General features: G+C 54.1%; 17 protein-coding genes. 5 read left to right on the top strand and 12 right to left on the bottom strand.

Features of this window, described 5'->3' with window-relative positions; all coding sequences use genetic code 11:
- The 4 genes from ntrB to AACZ64_RS00310 are packed head-to-tail and all read left to right on the top strand — an operon-like array spanning nt 1 to nt 2,701.
- Nucleotides 1-828: a nitrate ABC transporter permease gene (ntrB, locus tag AACZ64_RS00295; protein WP_293613987.1), complete on the top strand. Its 828-nt coding sequence runs from the start codon at nt 1-3 to the stop codon at nt 826-828.
- A gap of 3 nt (nt 829-831) precedes the next feature.
- Entirely contained in the window at nt 832-1,719 is an 888-nt protein-coding gene (locus tag AACZ64_RS00300) for an ABC transporter ATP-binding protein (protein ID WP_293613986.1), read from the top strand.
- A 20-nt stretch (nt 1,720-1,739) separates the two neighbouring features.
- A complete protein-coding gene (gene cynS / locus AACZ64_RS00305; RefSeq protein ID WP_293613985.1) occupies nt 1,740-2,180 on the top strand; it encodes a cyanase in 441 nt (146 codons plus the stop codon).
- A 47-nt stretch (nt 2,181-2,227) separates the two neighbouring features.
- Entirely contained in the window at nt 2,228-2,701 is a 474-nt protein-coding gene (locus tag AACZ64_RS00310; protein WP_293613984.1) for a nuclear transport factor 2 family protein, read from the top strand.
- A gap of 31 nt (nt 2,702-2,732) precedes the next feature.
- Here the strand turns inward: AACZ64_RS00310 and AACZ64_RS00315 are convergent, their stop codons facing one another.
- The 5 genes from AACZ64_RS00315 to AACZ64_RS00335 form a co-directional block, all read right to left on the bottom strand.
- Nucleotides 2,733-3,383 (bottom strand): methyltransferase domain-containing protein, encoded by a 651-nt coding sequence (locus AACZ64_RS00315; protein WP_293613983.1) that lies wholly within the window; start codon nt 3,381-3,383, stop codon nt 2,733-2,735.
- Nucleotides 3,384-3,501: 118 nt separating this feature from the next.
- Nucleotides 3,502-3,834 (bottom strand): cupin domain-containing protein, encoded by a 333-nt coding sequence (locus AACZ64_RS00320; RefSeq protein ID WP_293613982.1) that lies wholly within the window; start codon nt 3,832-3,834, stop codon nt 3,502-3,504.
- 159 nt (nt 3,835-3,993) lie between these two features.
- A complete protein-coding gene (locus AACZ64_RS00325; protein WP_036858546.1) occupies nt 3,994-4,203 on the bottom strand; it encodes a cold-shock protein in 210 nt (69 codons plus the stop codon).
- Nucleotides 4,204-4,452: 249 nt separating this feature from the next.
- A complete protein-coding gene (locus AACZ64_RS00330) occupies nt 4,453-6,138 on the bottom strand; it encodes a monovalent cation:proton antiporter-2 (CPA2) family protein (RefSeq protein WP_293613981.1) in 1,686 nt (561 codons plus the stop codon).
- An 87-nt stretch (nt 6,139-6,225) separates the two neighbouring features.
- A complete protein-coding gene (locus AACZ64_RS00335; RefSeq protein ID WP_293613980.1) occupies nt 6,226-7,248 on the bottom strand; it encodes an NADP-dependent oxidoreductase in 1,023 nt (340 codons plus the stop codon).
- A gap of 300 nt (nt 7,249-7,548) precedes the next feature.
- On the opposite strand from AACZ64_RS00335, the gene AACZ64_RS00340 reads away from it, so the two are divergent.
- Nucleotides 7,549-8,661, top strand: coding sequence for an alkene reductase (locus tag AACZ64_RS00340; RefSeq protein ID WP_293613979.1), 1,113 nt, complete (start codon nt 7,549-7,551; stop codon nt 8,659-8,661).
- A gap of 27 nt (nt 8,662-8,688) precedes the next feature.
- On the opposite strand, the gene acnA is transcribed toward AACZ64_RS00340, so the two are convergent.
- The 7 genes from acnA to AACZ64_RS00375 all read right to left on the bottom strand — a co-directional run bounded on the left by acnA (nt 8,689) and on the right by AACZ64_RS00375 (nt 16,879).
- Nucleotides 8,689-11,403: an aconitate hydratase AcnA gene (acnA, locus tag AACZ64_RS00345; RefSeq protein WP_293613978.1), complete on the bottom strand. Its 2,715-nt coding sequence runs from the start codon at nt 11,401-11,403 to the stop codon at nt 8,689-8,691.
- A 122-nt stretch (nt 11,404-11,525) separates the two neighbouring features.
- Complete coding sequence (locus AACZ64_RS00350; protein ID WP_293613977.1) at nt 11,526-11,918, bottom strand: hypothetical protein; 393 nt, start codon at nt 11,916-11,918, stop codon at nt 11,526-11,528.
- 109 nt (nt 11,919-12,027) lie between these two features.
- Entirely contained in the window at nt 12,028-12,639 is a 612-nt protein-coding gene (locus AACZ64_RS00355) for a 2-hydroxychromene-2-carboxylate isomerase (protein WP_293613976.1), read from the bottom strand.
- Between the two features lie 21 nt (nt 12,640-12,660).
- Nucleotides 12,661-13,458 carry a transglutaminase family protein gene (locus tag AACZ64_RS00360; RefSeq protein ID WP_339639574.1) on the bottom strand — a complete coding sequence of 266 codons (798 nt, stop codon included), beginning with the start codon at nt 13,456-13,458 and terminating at the stop codon, nt 12,661-12,663.
- A 43-nt stretch (nt 13,459-13,501) separates the two neighbouring features.
- Nucleotides 13,502-14,158, bottom strand: coding sequence for a hemolysin III family protein (locus AACZ64_RS00365; RefSeq protein WP_293613974.1), 657 nt, complete (start codon nt 14,156-14,158; stop codon nt 13,502-13,504).
- A gap of 87 nt (nt 14,159-14,245) precedes the next feature.
- Nucleotides 14,246-15,214: a universal stress protein gene (locus tag AACZ64_RS00370; protein ID WP_293613973.1), complete on the bottom strand. Its 969-nt coding sequence runs from the start codon at nt 15,212-15,214 to the stop codon at nt 14,246-14,248.
- 12 nt (nt 15,215-15,226) lie between these two features.
- Nucleotides 15,227-16,879 (bottom strand): cation:proton antiporter family protein, encoded by a 1,653-nt coding sequence (locus AACZ64_RS00375; protein WP_293613972.1) that lies wholly within the window; start codon nt 16,877-16,879, stop codon nt 15,227-15,229.
- Nucleotides 16,880-17,053 lie beyond the last annotated feature (174 nt).

A 17,053-nucleotide genomic window follows, 5' to 3' on the forward strand; every position in this document is an offset into this window, starting at 1 on the left:
ATGGCGTCACTGAATATGAAGGCAACCCTGCTCTCGCTGTTGCTGTTACTGGTTGGGCTCGGTATCTGGGAGGCGATGAATCAGGTCCCTGCGGCCAGTACGGGGTTGTCGGAATATGAACGGATGATGGGTGGTGCGGATCAGGAGGCCCGCGTTCCACCCCCATCCCAGGTCTTCAGCCATGCCTGGGATGAGCTGAGTGACCCCTTCTACGATGCCGGTCCCAATGACAAGGGTATCGGCATTCAGTTGGCCTATTCTCTCTATCGGGTGCTGACCGGCTATCTGGCGGCGGCGTTGATCGCAATACCTCTCGGTTTTGTTATTGGTATGTCGCCTCTGATGCACAAGGCGCTCAATCCTTTTATCCAGGTGCTGCGTCCCATTTCGCCGCTGGCCTGGATGCCTCTGGCTCTATTCATCATCAGGGACTCGGAGGGATCAGCCATTTTTGTGATCTTTATCTGTTCCATCTGGCCCATGTTGATCAATACCGCTTTTGGTGTGGCCAATGTTCGCACCGACTGGATCAAGGTGGCCCGTACCCATGAGTTGAGTCCATTGAAAACGGCTTTTCTGGTGATTCTACCGGCGGCAGCTCCCACTATTCTCACCGGAATGCGCATTTCCATTGGTATCGCCTGGCTGGTCATTGTCGCCGCCGAGATGCTGGTGGGTGGAACCGGTATCGGCTATTACGTCTGGAACGAGTGGAATAATCTGGATCTGAACAGTGTTATTTTTTCCATTTTGATGATTGGTATCGTCGGTATGTTGCTGGACATGACCCTGGCAGCGGTGACGAAACTGGTGCAATACGAGGATTAGCCCATGAGTCGACATTTCGTCAGTATCGAAGGGCTTTCTAAAGTCTATCCTTCAAAAGAGCAGGATCTGGTGGTGTTTGAAGGTGCCAACATCGGCATCGACAAAGGGGAATTTGTTTGCATTATCGGCCACTCAGGCTGTGGAAAGTCCACCATTTTAAATGTGATGGCGGGGCTGGAGACCCCCACCACAGGCACCATGATCATGGACAACAAGGAGGCTTCCGGACCGAGCCTTGATCGCGGGGTGGTGTTTCAGAATTACAGTTTGTTGCCCTGGCTAACGGCTCTCCAGAATGTCAGTTTTGGGGTCAGGGCAAGGTGGCCGAAGTGGAATAAAGCCAAAGTGGACGCTCACAGCAGTCACTTCCTGGAAATGGTCGGGTTATCGGGGGCGCTTCATCGCAAGCCATCCGAATTGTCCGGCGGCATGTGTCAGCGCGTCAGTATTGCCCGCGCCTTTGCCACCAGTCCCAAACTGTTACTGCTCGATGAACCGTTTGGTGCACTTGATGCACTGACCCGGGGGGTCATTCAGGATGAGCTGCTGAAAATATGGAGTGAAACCCAGCAGACCGTTTTCATGATTACCCACGACGTCGACGAGGCCATACTCCTGGCAGACAGGGTGCTGTTGATGACCAATGGTCCTCACGCCAGAGTGGCCGAATCCGTCAGGATCAATATCCCCCGCCCGCGCAACCGCGCCAATATTATTGAGGATCCTGCCTACTACAAGATCCGCAATTATCTGGTGAATTTTCTGGTGAAGCGTTCCGGGCAATTGTCGGGCTCTGCGGGGCAGGTTGGCGGGGCCACACAGGAGGTAGATCCCTCCGTTGAAATCAATCCAAAAAATGAACAGTCGGCAGCCCTGAAGGCCGCTATCTAACGAACAGTGAAGGAGTGTCCATGAACAAAATCTCGATGACTGAAACCATTATCAGTATCAAGCTGGCCAAAGGTTTGAGCTGGGAGACCATGGCCGATGACCTGGGTATGTCGGCGGTGTGGCTGACCTCTGCCTGTCTCGGCATGAACAGTGCGCCACCGGGAAAGGCGAAAGCCATTGCCGATTACCTCGGCCTGGGCCCGGAAGTTGCCACTGCGCTGGCGAGCTATCCCACAAAAAATTGGGATAAGTCGGTGCCGACAGACCCGTTGATCTATCGACTGTATGAGGTGGTTGGAGTCTACGGCGATACTCTGAAAGAGGTCATTCAGGAAAAGTTCGGTGACGGGATCATGAGCGCCATCGATTTTTCCATGGAAGTGGACAAGATTGAAGATCCCAAAGGTGACCGGGTGTTGCTGACACTGAATGGCAAATTTCTGCCCTACAAGAGCTGGTAATGGGTTATACCCGGTTGTACGGGAGTGCTTTATGTGAGGAAAAACCCATGAATGATTCATTGAGGCCGCCGTTGCCTCCATTCACACTTGAGGAGGCTGTACTCAAAGTACGCAAGGCCGAGGATGCATGGAATACCAAAAATCCGGCACTGGTATCGCTGGCCTATACGGAGGATTCCTGCTGGCGCAACCGGTCAGTGTTTCTCAATGGTCGCAGTGAGATAGTCTCGTTTCTGGAAAACAAGTGGTTACGTGAGCTGGACTATCGCTTGATCAAGGAGATTTGGGCCTTTGCCCACGACAGAATCGCGGTGCGTTTTGCCTACGAATGGCACGATAGAGACGGTAGCTGGTTTCGCTCCTACGGTAACGAAAACTGGCAGTTTGCCAAAAATGGCTTGATGAAAACCCGTTATGCCAGTATCAACGATATACCCATCACTGAAGCTGAAAGAAAGTTTGATTGGTCTCCGGGGCCCCGGCCAGTCAATTATCCCGGCCTCTCGGCTCTGGGGCTTTGATTCAGGGTGCAGCCGGGATGGGGAGTGGCCGTTACCGGCAATAGCGCAATATCTGACAGGAGAAGGTCTCTGGCAAGTAATCGGTATTGGCTATTTTCTGCTGGTTGCAGGTGTAGCCAAATTGAATCATTTTTTTACTGAATGGCGCGTGATGACCTCTGCCCGGATCTACGATGATCACTTCGCAGGCGGGCTGTGCGTGCTTGTCGATGAAGGTTGCCAGCAGGTCGACGTGTTCACGCTCGTATAACACATCACTGCCAATAATTATGTCGAATTTACCCAGCAGCAGATCCTCATCGGCCCAGCCGGTTCGGACAAAGGGAATCGGTCGTCCCTGATTGAGCTGAGCGTTGATGTCGAGGAATTCACCTGCCCGGGGGTGGTAGTCTGTGGCGGTGATGTCTGCGCCACCATGATTGAGCACCAGGCTTGCCAGACCAATACCGCAGCCCACCTCAAGGATGCGTTTTCCACTGGTATCCTGACTGAGCATGTGGTGAGCCAAGGCTTTTGCCGAATCCCAGACAACACCGAACAGTGGCCAACTGGCAGAGGAAATGCCCAGCGCCTCTGCGTCTCCATCCGGATCGCTGTATTCCAGATTGCTGCGCAGAGTGCGGACATGAATATCCAGTTCACCAAACTCTATGGTCTGGTAGCGGAGGCGCAGCAGTGACATGGGAGCTCCAGTATGCGTTGGTTGGTAATGTCAGTTACATTGCAGCCTGCTCATCGGCAAAGTGGGGCGCAGTGATCAGGGGTGAACTTTGACTGCCAGAAACCTGATGATGTCGATGTCAGCCTTCAGGGTAGATCACCAACAGTGTGCAGCCGGTTTCCGATTGTGGAATGTGAGAGGAGTTTTTGGGCTGGTGAACAAAATCACCTTCTCGATAGTCTTCTTTACCGCCACCAAAGACACCCGAGATAACATAGATTTGCTCAGGCCCTGTCTCATGTTTGTCGATGTCGGGAAATTTGGCACCCGGCTTAAATTCATAGATTGCCGCCCAGCTACCGTTTTCCCCGGCCCAGAGCTTTGTTTCAAAAATGCCCGGGCAGACCTCGACAGCCTCAACATCTTTCCGGTTAGTGCGGGTTACGCCCTCAAAATTCAGTTTGGTTGTCATTTTTTATCTCCTTGTCGTAGCTTTGCTCTCGCAATATTCAGGATAAAGCGTTAATAAAAAAGGGCAAGGTATGAACCTTGCCCTTTTTCAGTCCGATTCTTCAAGAAGAATCGGGCTGACAACTGATAGTTGTCAGCAGGTAGTCTCTAGGTCTCTGTATTAAGAGACGACTACGATGTTTTCAGCCTGGGGACCTTTTTGTCCCTGGGTGACAGTAAACTCCACTTTCTGGCCTTCGATCAGGGTTTTGAAGCCTGAGCTTGAAATGGCGCTGAAATGAGCAAAAACATCGGGGCCGGATTCACGTTCGATAAATCCAAAACCTTTTGATTCGTTAAACCATTTTACGGTGCCGGTAACTGTAGACATATTCGTTTCCTATCTATTCATTGGTAATAAAGTATTAATTGTTGCCTTTTTCAGGAGGCGGTATTTGCTGGAAGTATTGCTAGTAATTATGAATAACAGGACGAAGTTCTAAACATGAGACATCGAAATGGTGCACATAAATATAGGACGTACTTTCAAGCTTTACGCACTATATAGGGTTTTTTTAAGGAATGGTAGATTTATTTGATTGCCGCCAGGTTTTGGGGCTCAGAGCCGCTTCTCGCGGGTTTAGGGTTCGTCGAGCTTGGTGCGCTTGATCAGACTCTGGTACCTATGGCGAAACTTGTCGATCGTATCCAGCAGTATGGCATCTGATACGCCCATATCTGTCAATGCCATTCTGGCCAGTTCGAGACTGGCCTCAAGGTTTTCTGAAACTACCCCGTTGGCACCCAGGTCACTCAGGGACTGGCATTGGGGCAGACCGAGACCACGGGCATAGATATGCTTCTTGGGGTAAGTGCGTCGCAGAGAGGCGACGATCTCTTCTGTGGCTTTCGAGTCATTGATGGTGACGATGATGACCTGGGCATTGGTTGCGCCCGCGGATATAAGAACTTCGGGTTTTCGAACATCGCCAAAATAGACAGGGTGGCCGTTGGCTCGCTCCCGCTTGACGATCTCGGGGTCTGCATCCAACGCGACAAACGATTTGCCAGATCGGGTGAGAATCTCCCCGACATTGCAGCCAACCCGGCCAAAGCCCGCCAGAACTATAGGTGCTTCGGCGATAGCTTCAGGCTTATGCTGTTCTCCGTGTTGTGATTTCGCCAGTTTTTCCGCTTTCCTTGCCAGTAACGGGGTCGCAAGCATGCTCAGCAACACTACCAGTAAAAGTTGCTGAAACAATGCTGTGTCGAGCAGTCCGGATTTATTGGCGAGAGAAAAAAGCACCAGAGAAAATTCGCCACTTTGGGCAAGTATCAGTGCGACGGCCAGGCTGACCCGGGTTTTTAGCCCAAACAGGAGACAGATCGGTAACAGCACTAGCATTTTTACCAGCAACAGGAGGCCGAGCAGGCCAAGGGAGAGGAACGGTTTGTCCAGCAGGAGGCCGATATTCAGCGACATCCCCATGGACATGAAAAACATACCGAGCAACAGGCCGCGAAAGGGCTCAATTTCTGCAATTACCTGATGGCGGTAAAATGAGTCGGAGATCAGCATGCCCGCCAGAAAGGCCCCCATCGCCATGGACAGACCGGCATGTTCAGTGGCCAGCGCGGTGCCCATCACAATCAGTACTGCCGAAGCCGTGAATACTTCGCGGCTACCAGACATGGCCACCCGGTGTAAGAGTGGGTGCAGTAGATAACGTCCCACAAAGACTACCAGCGCGACAATCGAAACGGATTTGATCAGCGTCAGCCAGATATCGTCATCCATTTTGATTTCTGGCCCGGAGAGCAGAGGAACCAGTGCCAGTAAAGGGACGACGGCGAGATCCTGCATCAGTAGCACAGCGATAGAGGAGCGGCCATAGCTCGAATTTATCAGCTTTTGATCGGCGATTAGTTGGATGACAAAAGCAGTGGAAGACAGGGCCAGTGCCGGGCCAATCAAAATAGCTGCGTGGGAGGGAATATCGAATAGAAAATAGGCAATGCTGCCGATCAGAACCGCAGTCAACAATACCTGCAGGGAGCCCAGGCCAAAGACCAGGCGGCGCATCTGCCAGAGCAGGGAAGGTTTCAGTTCGATACCAATTACAAACAGTAGAAAGACCACACCGATTTCAGCGAGGTGACTGATGTCGCTGACATTATTGATCAGACCAAATCCGTAAGGTCCCACTGCCAGCCCGGCGATCAGAAAACCCGGTACAGCACCGAGCCGCAGTGTCTGAGCCAGCGGTACAGCAATGACAGCCGCCACCAGCAGGGCGATGATGTCAGTGAGATAGGATGGCGTCATGGTCGGGCATCATTTTCTATGGGTTGCTGTAGTGTGTGATGGTAGAGAACCGGGTTAAAGGGCTACCACCCTGTGTTTTACCGTCGGTTAAATACTGTCAGGTGCGATACGGATCAAGCGTTTGCCCAGATTGTCGCCACGGTAAAGGCTGGCGATTGAATCCGGTGCCTGATCGATGCCATCAAGAATGGCTTCCCGGTATCGAAGCTCACCATTGCGAACCAGAGGGGTCAGCTTTTCAAGCGCCTCAGCATAGCGATCCACATAATCGAATACCAGAAAGCCCTGCATTCTAGCCCGGTTGACCAATAGCTGCCGGTGTACTCTTGGTCCCTGCGGGATGGGATCCCAGCGAGTGATTGAGGCGGTGCCGCAAAGGGTGATACGTGCGCCGACATTGATGTGTCGCATCACTGCATCGCTGATCGGACCGCTGGTATTATCGAAATAGATATCCACGCCATCCGGACAGGCCAGGGCGAGGGCCGCTTCGAAATCATCAGTTTGATAATCAATTGCTTCGTCGTACTGAAAAACCTCTCGGCAAAGATCCACTTTTTCGGGACCACCGGTAATACCGACGGTGCGGCAACCATGCAGTTTGGCCAGTTGGCCCACACAGGAGCCCACTGCACCAGCGGCGGTAGAGACAACCACGGTGTCGCCCGGGCCCGGCTGGCTCAGATCGAAAAGTCCAAAATAAGCGGTTAATCCATTGATTCCCAAAACGCCGAGCGCTGTGGAGATCGGTAGTCCGTTATCGGGCACCTTGCGTTGAATGGCGGCTGCCTCGACGGCCGCATAGTCCTGCCAGCCAAACATGCCTGTGACAACCTCGCCATTCTGGAAGTCGGGATGGCGCGACTCCACTACATGTCCCACGGTAAGGCTGCGCATCACACCATCTATCGCCACCGGTTCTGAATAATTGGCCACTGCGCTGACCCAGCCGCGCATCGCTGGTTCAACCGAGAGATATACATTGCGAACCAGCACCTGTCCGTCGTTCAGAGAGGGTATCGCCGACTCGATAACAGCAAAGTTCTCCGCCTGTGGAATATCGGAAGGCCTTGATTTGAGGATTACCTGGCGATTGACCGGTTGCTGCATGATTTACTCCCACAAATATCGGTTTGGTTATTTGTCGTGCTGTGCGATCCGACAAAGCTGTAACATAGCTATATGATACTGATTATGGGCCACAGCAGGTGGATTTGTCGGCACTGTCAGATATTGTCGGGGAATTCTTTCCAGGAAAACATATATTTCCATTACCCGTCACGGGTCGGTGGCTAGTCAGTTCACCGAATGTACACTGATCCTGTGATATGTATGCGGTAGCAGCAGTCAGGATGCCAAACTGGTGCGTGCCGGACTGACAGATCATTGCAACAGGAACAGGAGAGGAAGATGAGCACGCAGGCTGACATACTTTTTGAACCTTTCAGGCTCGGTAACCTGTTGTTGCCTAACCGTATTGTCATGCCACCGCTGACCCGCTCCAGAGCCACCCAACCAGGTGATGCCCCCAACGAAATGAATGCGGAGTACTATCGGCAGCGGGCTGGTGCGGGGCTGATTATCAGTGAAGCAACCCAGATCTCCCGGCAGGGTAAAGGTTATGTATTTACTCCCGGCATCTATACGGACGAGCAAATCGATGGCTGGCGTAGGGTCACGGATGCTGTACACCAGGCGGGGGGCCGAATACATCTACAGCTTTGGCATGTGGGCCGGATTTCTCACCCCGCCCTACAGGCGGAGGGTGCGCAGCCCGTGGCGCCTTCTGCAATCAAGCCCCGCGGAGCGCAGACTTTTATCAGCGCCGATTCGGGCATGGTGGATATCCCCCAGCCCAGGGCACTGAGCAAAGACGAGATTCCAGGCATCGTCAATCAATACCGGGTCGGCGCGGAGAACGCCCGGCGGGCCGGATTTGACGGTGTTCAGATCCACGCGGCAAATGGCTATCTGATCGACCAGTTTTTGCGCAGCGGCAGCAATCAGCGCGACGATGAATTTGGCGGTTCTCTAGAAAACCGGCTGCGTTTTCCGATGATGGTAGTGGATGCCGTTCTCTCTGTCTGGGGTGCCGATTGTTCCGGCATCCGGGTCAGCCCCACCGGCAGTTTTAATGATATGTATGACGATGACCCAGTGGCCACCTATGGGACCTTTGCCGAGCGGCTGAATCGGACCGGGATGTCCTACCTTGAGGTGGTGGAGGATTCCTTTCAGGGCAACCATGCGGGCGGTCGGCCCGAGCAGGTAATCGATGCTATCCGGGCGGGGTACAAAGGTTGTTATATCGCCAATGGCGGATACTCGGCCGATGAGGCACGCCGACGGATCAAGGCAGGCCGTTGTGACCTGGTCTCCTTTGGCCGTCCGTTTATTGCCAACCCCGACCTCCCCGAGCGTTTCCGTTGTCATGCCCAGCTGAATGAGTGGGACTCCGCCAGCTTTTACGGCGGCGACGAGCGAGGGTACACCGATTACCCCCGTCTCGCTGACGCGAACTGAAATACGGGATTTGTTCCTGCTACAGGTTCACTGTGTGCCGGTGAGCTTGCGCAGTACATAGTGCAGAATGCCACCATTCCTGAAATAGTCGAATTCATTGGGGGTGTCGATGCGCACAGTGACGGAGAAAGTGCGGGTTCCCTTCTCGCCGGTTGCTGTGACAGACAACTCGCGTTGGTCGGCGTCAATAGTGGGAATATCGAAATACTCGGTGCCGTCCAGGCCCAGCGAATCGGCATCTTCCCCGTCACTGAACTGCAGCGGCAAAACCCCCATGCCTACCAGATTGGAGCGATGAATGCGCTCGAAGCTTTTGGCAATTACCGCCCGGACGCCGAGTAGAATAGTCCCCTTGGCCGCCCAGTCCCGGGAGGAACCGGTGCCATATTCCTGTCCAGCCAACACCACCAGGGGTGTTTCGGTTTGCCGGTATTTCATGGCGGCGTCGTACACACTGATCGACGAATTATCGGGAAAGTAAGTGGTCCATCCGCCCTCAGTGCCCGGAGCCAGTTGATTGCGCAACCGCACATTGGCAAAGGTGCCGCGCATCATCACCTCGTGGTTGCCCCGCCGCGATCCATAGGAGTTGAAATCCTTCGGCTCCACACCCTGTTCAATCAGATAGTGTCCCGCCGGACTGTCCTTGGCGATACTGCCAGCTGGAGAGATGTGGTCGGTGGTGATTGAGTCCCCCAGTTTCAGCAGGCAGCGCGCCTGTTTGATGGGTTTTATCGCTGCTGGCTCGGCGGTCATGCCCTCAAAAAAAGGCGGCTTTCGGACATAGGTGGATTCTGGCCAGCTGTACAGCTCCCCACCGGATACCGGCAGGTTCTGCCATTCCTCGTCCCCACTATAGACATCTGCGTACTTTTCCCGGAACAGCCCGGCTGCCACATGGGCATTAACCAGCGCCTTGATTTCCTCTGAGGATGGCCAGATGTCCTTCAGGTAAACGGCACGTCCTTCCGCGTCTTCGCCCAGGGGCTCGTTTTTCAGATCCAGCAACATACTGCCGGCCAGCGCATAGGCCACCACCAGAGGGGGCGATGCCAGATAGTTGGTTTTTACATCGGAATGGATACGGCCTTCGAAATTGCGGTTACCAGACAACACCGACGCTACTGTGAGATTCCGGGCGCGGATGGATTCGGCTATCTCATCGGGCAGTGGCCCTGAATTGCCGATACAGGTAGTGCAGCCATAGCCCACCAGATAGAAGCCCATCGCTTCGAGATCTTCCAGCAATCCGGACTGCTCCAGATATTCGGTGACTACCTTCGAGCCGGGGGCCAGGCTGGTTTTGACCCAGGGTTTTACGGTAAGTCCCCGCTGTCTCGCTTTCCGGGCGAGCAGGCCCGCTGCCAACATGACACTCGGATTGGAGGTGTTCGTGCAACTGGTAATAGCGGCAATGACCACTGCCCCATCATGGAGCTGAAAATTTTGATTCCGAAAGGTGATTTCGTGAGCGGTATCTTCCGGCTCTTCCATGGCCGCGCCTTCGTCATCCATGTTCCGTGCCTGAATCTGGTCAGTGCGTGTGGCGATGGCATCATCCAGCAGCTCGCGATAGTGGTTGGCCATAGCCGAGAGAGGAACCCGGTCCTGGGGGCGCTTTGGTCCCGCGAGGCTGGGTACCACATCGGCCAGATTGAGCTCCAGCAACGAGCTGTACTCTGCGTCCGGGGTATTTTCGTCATGCCATATCCCGACAGTTTTGGTGTAGGTTTCCACCAGGGCCAGTTGCTGATCACTGCGGCCGGTGAGTTTGAGGTAGTTAATGGTTTCCCGGTCGATAGGGAAAATAGCGCAGGTTGCACCGTACTCCGGTGTCATATTGCCGATAGTGGCTCGATCAGCGAGCGACAGACTTTCCAGCCCCGGCCCGAAAAATTCGACAAATTTTGATACCACCCCGTGTTTGCGCAGTTGTTCGGTCACGGTCAGCACCAGATCGGTGGCGGTGGCGCCCTCGGGTAACTTGCCGGTCAATTTGAAGCCCACGACCTGGGGTAATAGCATACTGATGGGTTGCCCCAGCATGGCGGCTTCCGCCTCGATGCCGCCAACTCCCCAGCCCAGTACCCCCAGGCCGTTGATCATGGTGGTATGTGAGTCGGTGCCGACCAGCGTATCGGGGTACGCCACCAGCTTGCCGTCAATGGTTTTTGAGTAGACTGCCTGGGCGAGATATTCCAGATTGACCTGATGGCAAATGCCGGTGCCCGGAGGAACAACCTTGAAGTTTTCAAAGGCTTTTTGTCCCCAGCGCAGGAACTGGTAGCGCTCCCGGTTGCGAGTCACCTCGAGAGCGGTATTCTTTTTAAACGAATCCTCGTGACCGTAAAAATCCACCATGACGGAGTGGTCAATAACCAGGTCCACGGCGGAAAGGGGGTTGATCCGGTCGGGTGAGCCACCCAGTTCTCGCATGGCATCGCGCATGGCGGCCAGGTCGACGACTGCGGGGACGCCGGTGAAATCCTGCAACAGGACTCTCGCCGGTACAAAATTGATTTCCTCACTCGGTATTGCCTGCGGATCCCAACCGGCCACCGTTTCAATATCCCGGTCCTGAACAAAATCCTCGTCGGCATGCCGGAGTAGGTTTTCCAGCAGGATCTTCAGTGAATAGGGGAGCCGGGTAATATCGTATTTGTCGGACACACCCTTAAAGTCGTAAAAGGTGTAGGTGTTGTCGCCAATAACCGATGAGGTTGTGGACTGATACTTGGACATACTCGCTCCTGTTGCAATTGCTTGATCACTAGCTTAAGGGTAGTCAAAGCCTGCCATCGTGTCTGTATGTGAAATAGTGGGGAGAGTTGTTAATGTGTTTACAAAACCCCTGTAATCTTTGTTTATCTTGCCAGTTTGATCGCTAGCGCGGTGCAGATACCCCATATCCCGTTAAAAAATAGTACCAGCAGCGGTGTCAGCAGCCCCAGTTCCAGGCCGGCTATACCCTTCTGTGCTTGCAGGGGAAATACAATGAATAGCTGCACTGCAGTGGGAAACAGACTCAGCACCATCCCTTTCCAGACCAGTCTCGATTGCCATATCGGCAGTAAAAACAGCAGCCCCCACAGACCACCCCAGACGATCCGCGGGTAAAGCCATTGGGGCGATAGGCCCGGGGCAATAGCGACTCCGAGTGCTTGCGATATACCGAGATCGCCAAAGATCCAGACGGAGAGACTATTGGCCAGTGCCCCGAGGCAGCCGGCTGCGAAAAAAAAGAGTGACTTGTGCATAAGTGCTCCCGGAAACGCTTCGCCCGATCATAGGGCGATACCCTTTTGGCTATCAACTATTGGTCTGGCTGTTGCTCATACATGCAGTTCAGGTATTGGCTCTGGGTGTCTATTCATAAGCGGGAAAGGCGATAACACCGGCGGCTAAATCCAGCGCTGTTTCCAGCCGCTCATTGCCCCAGAACAGCTCCCTGCCCACCAGAAACGAGGGCGCACCGAAAATATGTTGTTCGATGGCCATCCGGGTTTGCTGATGAAGACGACCTTTGGTTTCTTCTGAACCGGCTTCTTCCAGGACAGGTTGTGCAACTGTGCCGCTGGCGGTCAAGCATTGGTCGATGACTTCGGGTGAGGCGATATCCTCGTCGCGTTCAAAGTTGGCGCGAAATACTTCCCGACAGAACTGCGGTACCCAGTGGGCATCCGGTGCCGTACAGACTGCCCGTGCCGCGAGCAAGCCGTTGCGCGGAAATCGAGAGGGTTGTTGCCAGGGCAGATGCAGCTGGCTGGTGATTCGTGTCATATCACGCCACATGTAGCGCCCTTTGTCAGGGTAGATGTTGAATGGCGAGTCGTTCCAGCCCTGTTGTTTGAAAATGGCCCCGAGCATGAACGGTCGCCACCGTACCGGGATGTTTCTCTCCTCCGCAAGGGCCTCGATACGCATGGCGGCGGGGTAGGAATAGGTGCTGCCAAAGTCAAACCAGAATTCCAGGTACATCGTGTTGGTTGCTCCTCAGAATCAATCGCTGGCGCTGTCTATCCGCACCACACTTACCCGTTGCGTGATCGGCGAGACAGCCGGACCAAACTGGTTGTAAATAGCCACATCGGCGGCGTCCCGGCCATAGCCGATTGCCACATAACCACCTCGCAGTGTTGGTTGTGTTGCATCAAAGGTGTACCACTGGCCACCCACATAGGCCTCAAACCAGGCATGCATATCGATAGGGTCAAGCTCGTAGAGGTAGCCGACGACCATTCTGGCGGGAATACTGAGACTCCGGCACAGGGCAATACCCAAGTGGGCAAAATCACGACAAACGCCCCACTGGCGCATGTTTACTTCTGCCGCAGAGAGTTGATCATTACCGAGCATAGGCTCATAGCGAATGCGCTCACGCAGCCAGCGCTGAATGGCGCTGACCTGATCGTAGCCCGGTTGTTGGTCGGCGGTAATTTCGTTGGCCATCTGGACAAAGCGATCCGATTCGCAGTAGCGACTGGGAAGCAGATAGCAGAGCATGGAGTCCGGCAGATACTGTACTTCAATAAAAGGCGCGCCCGGGGCCTGTTCAATGGTATCCACTGTCTTTACCTCGGCAGAGGTGGTGATGGAAAAGGGGCCGGGTTGGCCCAGCAGTCGCTGGCAGAGGTTACCGAAATTATCAGTAAATTCCTCCATTGGACAATCTGGTGTGAGCGTGTATTCCTCCCGTGCCACCCTTTGTTGTCCGCCGCTGCGTGGCCTGAGCATGAAGATGAAGGGTGTCGGAACGTCGATTTCGAAGCTCATGCTGCAAGTAGTTCGTAACCACATAAGGCAATGTCCAGTATCAAAACAGTCTTATGAATGGGACCCGTCAGGCCGCATAGTTGAAAATGGCAATATAGTGGCAAGTAGTCCCCGCCATGACAAACAAGTGCCAGATAAAGTGGCCGTATCGTAAATAGCCGTCGGCGGTGAAAAAGGCCACCCCCACGGTATAGGCCAAGCCGCCGGAAGCGAGCCAGATCAGGCCCGGTGTCGGCAGGTGAAGCCACAAAGGATTGGCTGCAATCACAATCAGCCAGCCCATTAAAAGATAAAGGCCGGTGGAAAATACCGGATGATTAAGCCTGTTGCTGGTCTTGAGTATGACGCCTGTGGCTGCCAGACACCAGATCGCTGCCAATAGAGACCAGCCCCATGTGCCCCGCAGCGCTCCCAGGGTAAAGGGGGTGTAGGTGCCAGCGATCAGCAGAAAAATAGCCGAATGTTCTATCACCTGAAACTGTTTCTTTCTGTGTCCCCTGGGAAGACCGTGATAGAGCATGGATGCAAGATAGAGCAGTATCATCGTCAGGGCAAAGACCGCCGAGCCGATCATGAAGCCGGTGTTGTCCTGTTGGGATGCACGGATTAACAGAGGGGGTGTGGCAATAAGAGCCGCCAGGAGTCCTGCGCCATGGCTGAGACTGTTAGCAATTTCCTCTTCGGAGGACTGCTCGCGCCCCCGTGATTTGAGTGATGATGACACAATGCTCCATTTTCTCGGTTTTAGCAGGTAATAGATTTCTGTTTTTCAAGCAAATGACTTGAAGCTGACAGGCTTAATCCGCTCGGCCTACTCAGCCACGGTCACTGGTGAAACAAACCCCGGCGGCTTAATGGCCAGTACTGAACAGGTCAGTTGGTCGAGAATGGCTTCAGCCGTGTTGCCGATAATCAATCCCGATATTCCGGTGCGACCCAGTGTCCCCATCACGACAAGGTCTGCCTGCAATTGCTTGGCCATCGCCGGTATGACCCTCGGTGCAGGCCCCTGTCGCAAATGAAATTGCGGTGACAGGTAGTTGTAGGCTTTATCGCCAACCCGCGCATGTATTTCGCGATCCAGGGTATCCATAACGGCCTGGTGTCGTGCGCGTTCACCTTCGGTATAACTGACGCTGCTCGTTTCCGGGGTGTCACTCCATACCTGAAACAACATTTCACCGGGTGCATCCCAGGCGTGCACAAAATGCAGTTCGGTAAAATCCAGGCCTGCCAGCGAGGTGGCAAGCTCAATGATCTGTGGGTTGGGGCCCTGTTCTATCGATGCCGGCTCCCCCGGATCAAAATCCAGAGGGGCCATAATGCAACGATAGTTAGGCTTCTCATCTGCCTTTATCAGCCAAACCGGGCAGGGACATTTGCGCAACAGGTGCATATCGTCACTGCCGAACAGCCTTTCCATAAAATCCGGATTTTCTGCCGGTTTGATGACCAGATCATGACCGTCTCTGAGAACCGCCCGGATGACTTCCAGAAAACACTTGCCTTCAACCACTGTCAGGGTGATCTGGCTATCCTGTGAATAGGGTTCTGTCAGTGATTGCAGTACGTTGTAGCGCTCTGCAACCAGGTTTGCTTTTAGCTCGGCTGAACTCGGTGCCTCAGGGGGCAGGTGTACGCTGATAAAGGGTGGGGGCATTACGTCAATCACAGTTAGCTCGGCCTGGTTGTTGATGGCCAGTGATACTGCGCGAGCAAATGCCAGTTCCTGGCTAACAGCGGGCTCCGATACGTAGAGAATACGCTTGAACTGACTCATCTCGATCTCCTGTCAGACTTGCGGGTTGTCGGCCTTTTTTTGTGGGAACAATTGCGCTGCTGCTTCTCTGGCGGCATCAGTATAGGGGACCAATACCATGTCCACACCCGCTTGCTCAAAGAACTTGGCGTCGTAACTGCCGGCGGCTGAAATAGCCACCTTACCTTTATAGCCCTGTTCCTTGAGTCCATGCAATATCATCCGGTTGATGGCGCGGTCGCGAACCGTACTGACAACCCAGGTTGCCCGGGACAGGGGGAGTGAGGCGATGAATTCGGGGTCTTCGGCATCACCATAGCGCACTGCGTAGCCGTCGCGGGTGTGGTACTGGACGGCTTGTGGGTCGAAATCCACTGCCAGCAGACGGCAACCCCGCTGGCGCAGGTTGGTGGCGACGGACGCGCCGAAACGGCCCAGGCCAATCAGCAGGATATCGACTTTTTCCTCATCGCCGGCCGTGGTGCTCAGTTCCCGGTATGCCACTTTGCGCTCAAAAATGCTCAGCCAGGGAGCAAGCCGGGCATAGAGCGGGTGAGAATAGAGGATCATATAGGTGGAAACGCTGATGGTAATCAGGCCCACCAGGGTGATAAGTCCTACGGTATCCTGTTCCAAGTGACCGAGGCTGAGGCCGAGTGCCGCCAGAATCAGGGAGAACTCACTGATCTGTGCCACTGTCAGTCCTGCCAGAAAGCCGGTGCGTTTACGGTAGCCCATATACCCCATGATCGCCATGACGATCAGCGGATTGCCGACCAGTACGAACAGCGAGAAGATCATTGCTGTTCCCAACTGGCCGCCCAGATTAAGAATATCCAGTGATGCGCCCAGTTCGATAAAAAAGAATAACAACAGGAAATCGCGCAAACTCACCAGCCTGGCGGCAACCTGTTCACGATAGGCTGTGGAGGCAATGGAGATGCCTGCCAAAAAGGCCCCCACTTCCTTGCTGAAACCCAGCAGATCACCGATCGATGCGCCGAGCACAGCCCAGGCAATAGCAAACAGCATCAACAATTCCGATGAATGCGCCATCCGCTGCAGTAACCGAGGCAACACATAACGCATTAACAGTGCCACCCCGATCAACATCAGGGCGCCCTTAAGCAGAATCACCAGTGCTTCCCGGCCGATATTGATGCCTTCTTCAGCCTGACCGAAGGCGGTCAGGCCGATCATCACCAGTACCACCACAATGTCCTGAACAATCAGAAAGCCCACGGCGATTCGGCCATGCAGGGAGTCGACCTCCCGTTTGTCGGACAGCAGCTTGACAATAATAATCGTGCTGGAGAAGGTCAGGGCTACAGCCACGTAAAGCGCGGTGACTGGCGACATGCCCATGAGCAGGGCGATCAGGTAACCCACGACCGAGGTAAAGAGTACTTGTCCGAGCCCCGATGCCAGGGCGACCGGGCCAACCGTACGGATAATGTGCAGATCCAGCTTCAGCCCGACCACGAACAGCAACAGCGCTATACCCAGCCGGGCAAACAGCTCGATCTCGCTGCTGTGGGAAACCATGCCGAGCCCGGAGGGTCCCACCAGAATGCCGATTGCAATAAAAGCGACAATCAGTGGTTGGCGCAAAAATTGGGCAATAAATCCCCCAATTGCCGCCAGGCCCAATATGACTCCAATTTCCAGAAAAACACTTCCCAGCATGAATGGGACCCCTTTCCCGACAGTTCTTTTAGACGGGTGTGCGATGCGCTGTTCTCAGGTGCCAGATTTTTCCGATCGAACGGTATGGTGTTTTTACCTATCCAGTCAAAGCAATGGAGAGGTTAAGTGATAATAGCCGCAAATGGTACAGTTCGATATTTCGGGTATTTTTCG

It is taken from the genome of uncultured Porticoccus sp., assembly GCF_963975625.1.
In the GTDB taxonomy this organism is placed as follows: Bacteria; Pseudomonadota; Gammaproteobacteria; order Pseudomonadales; family Porticoccaceae; genus Porticoccus.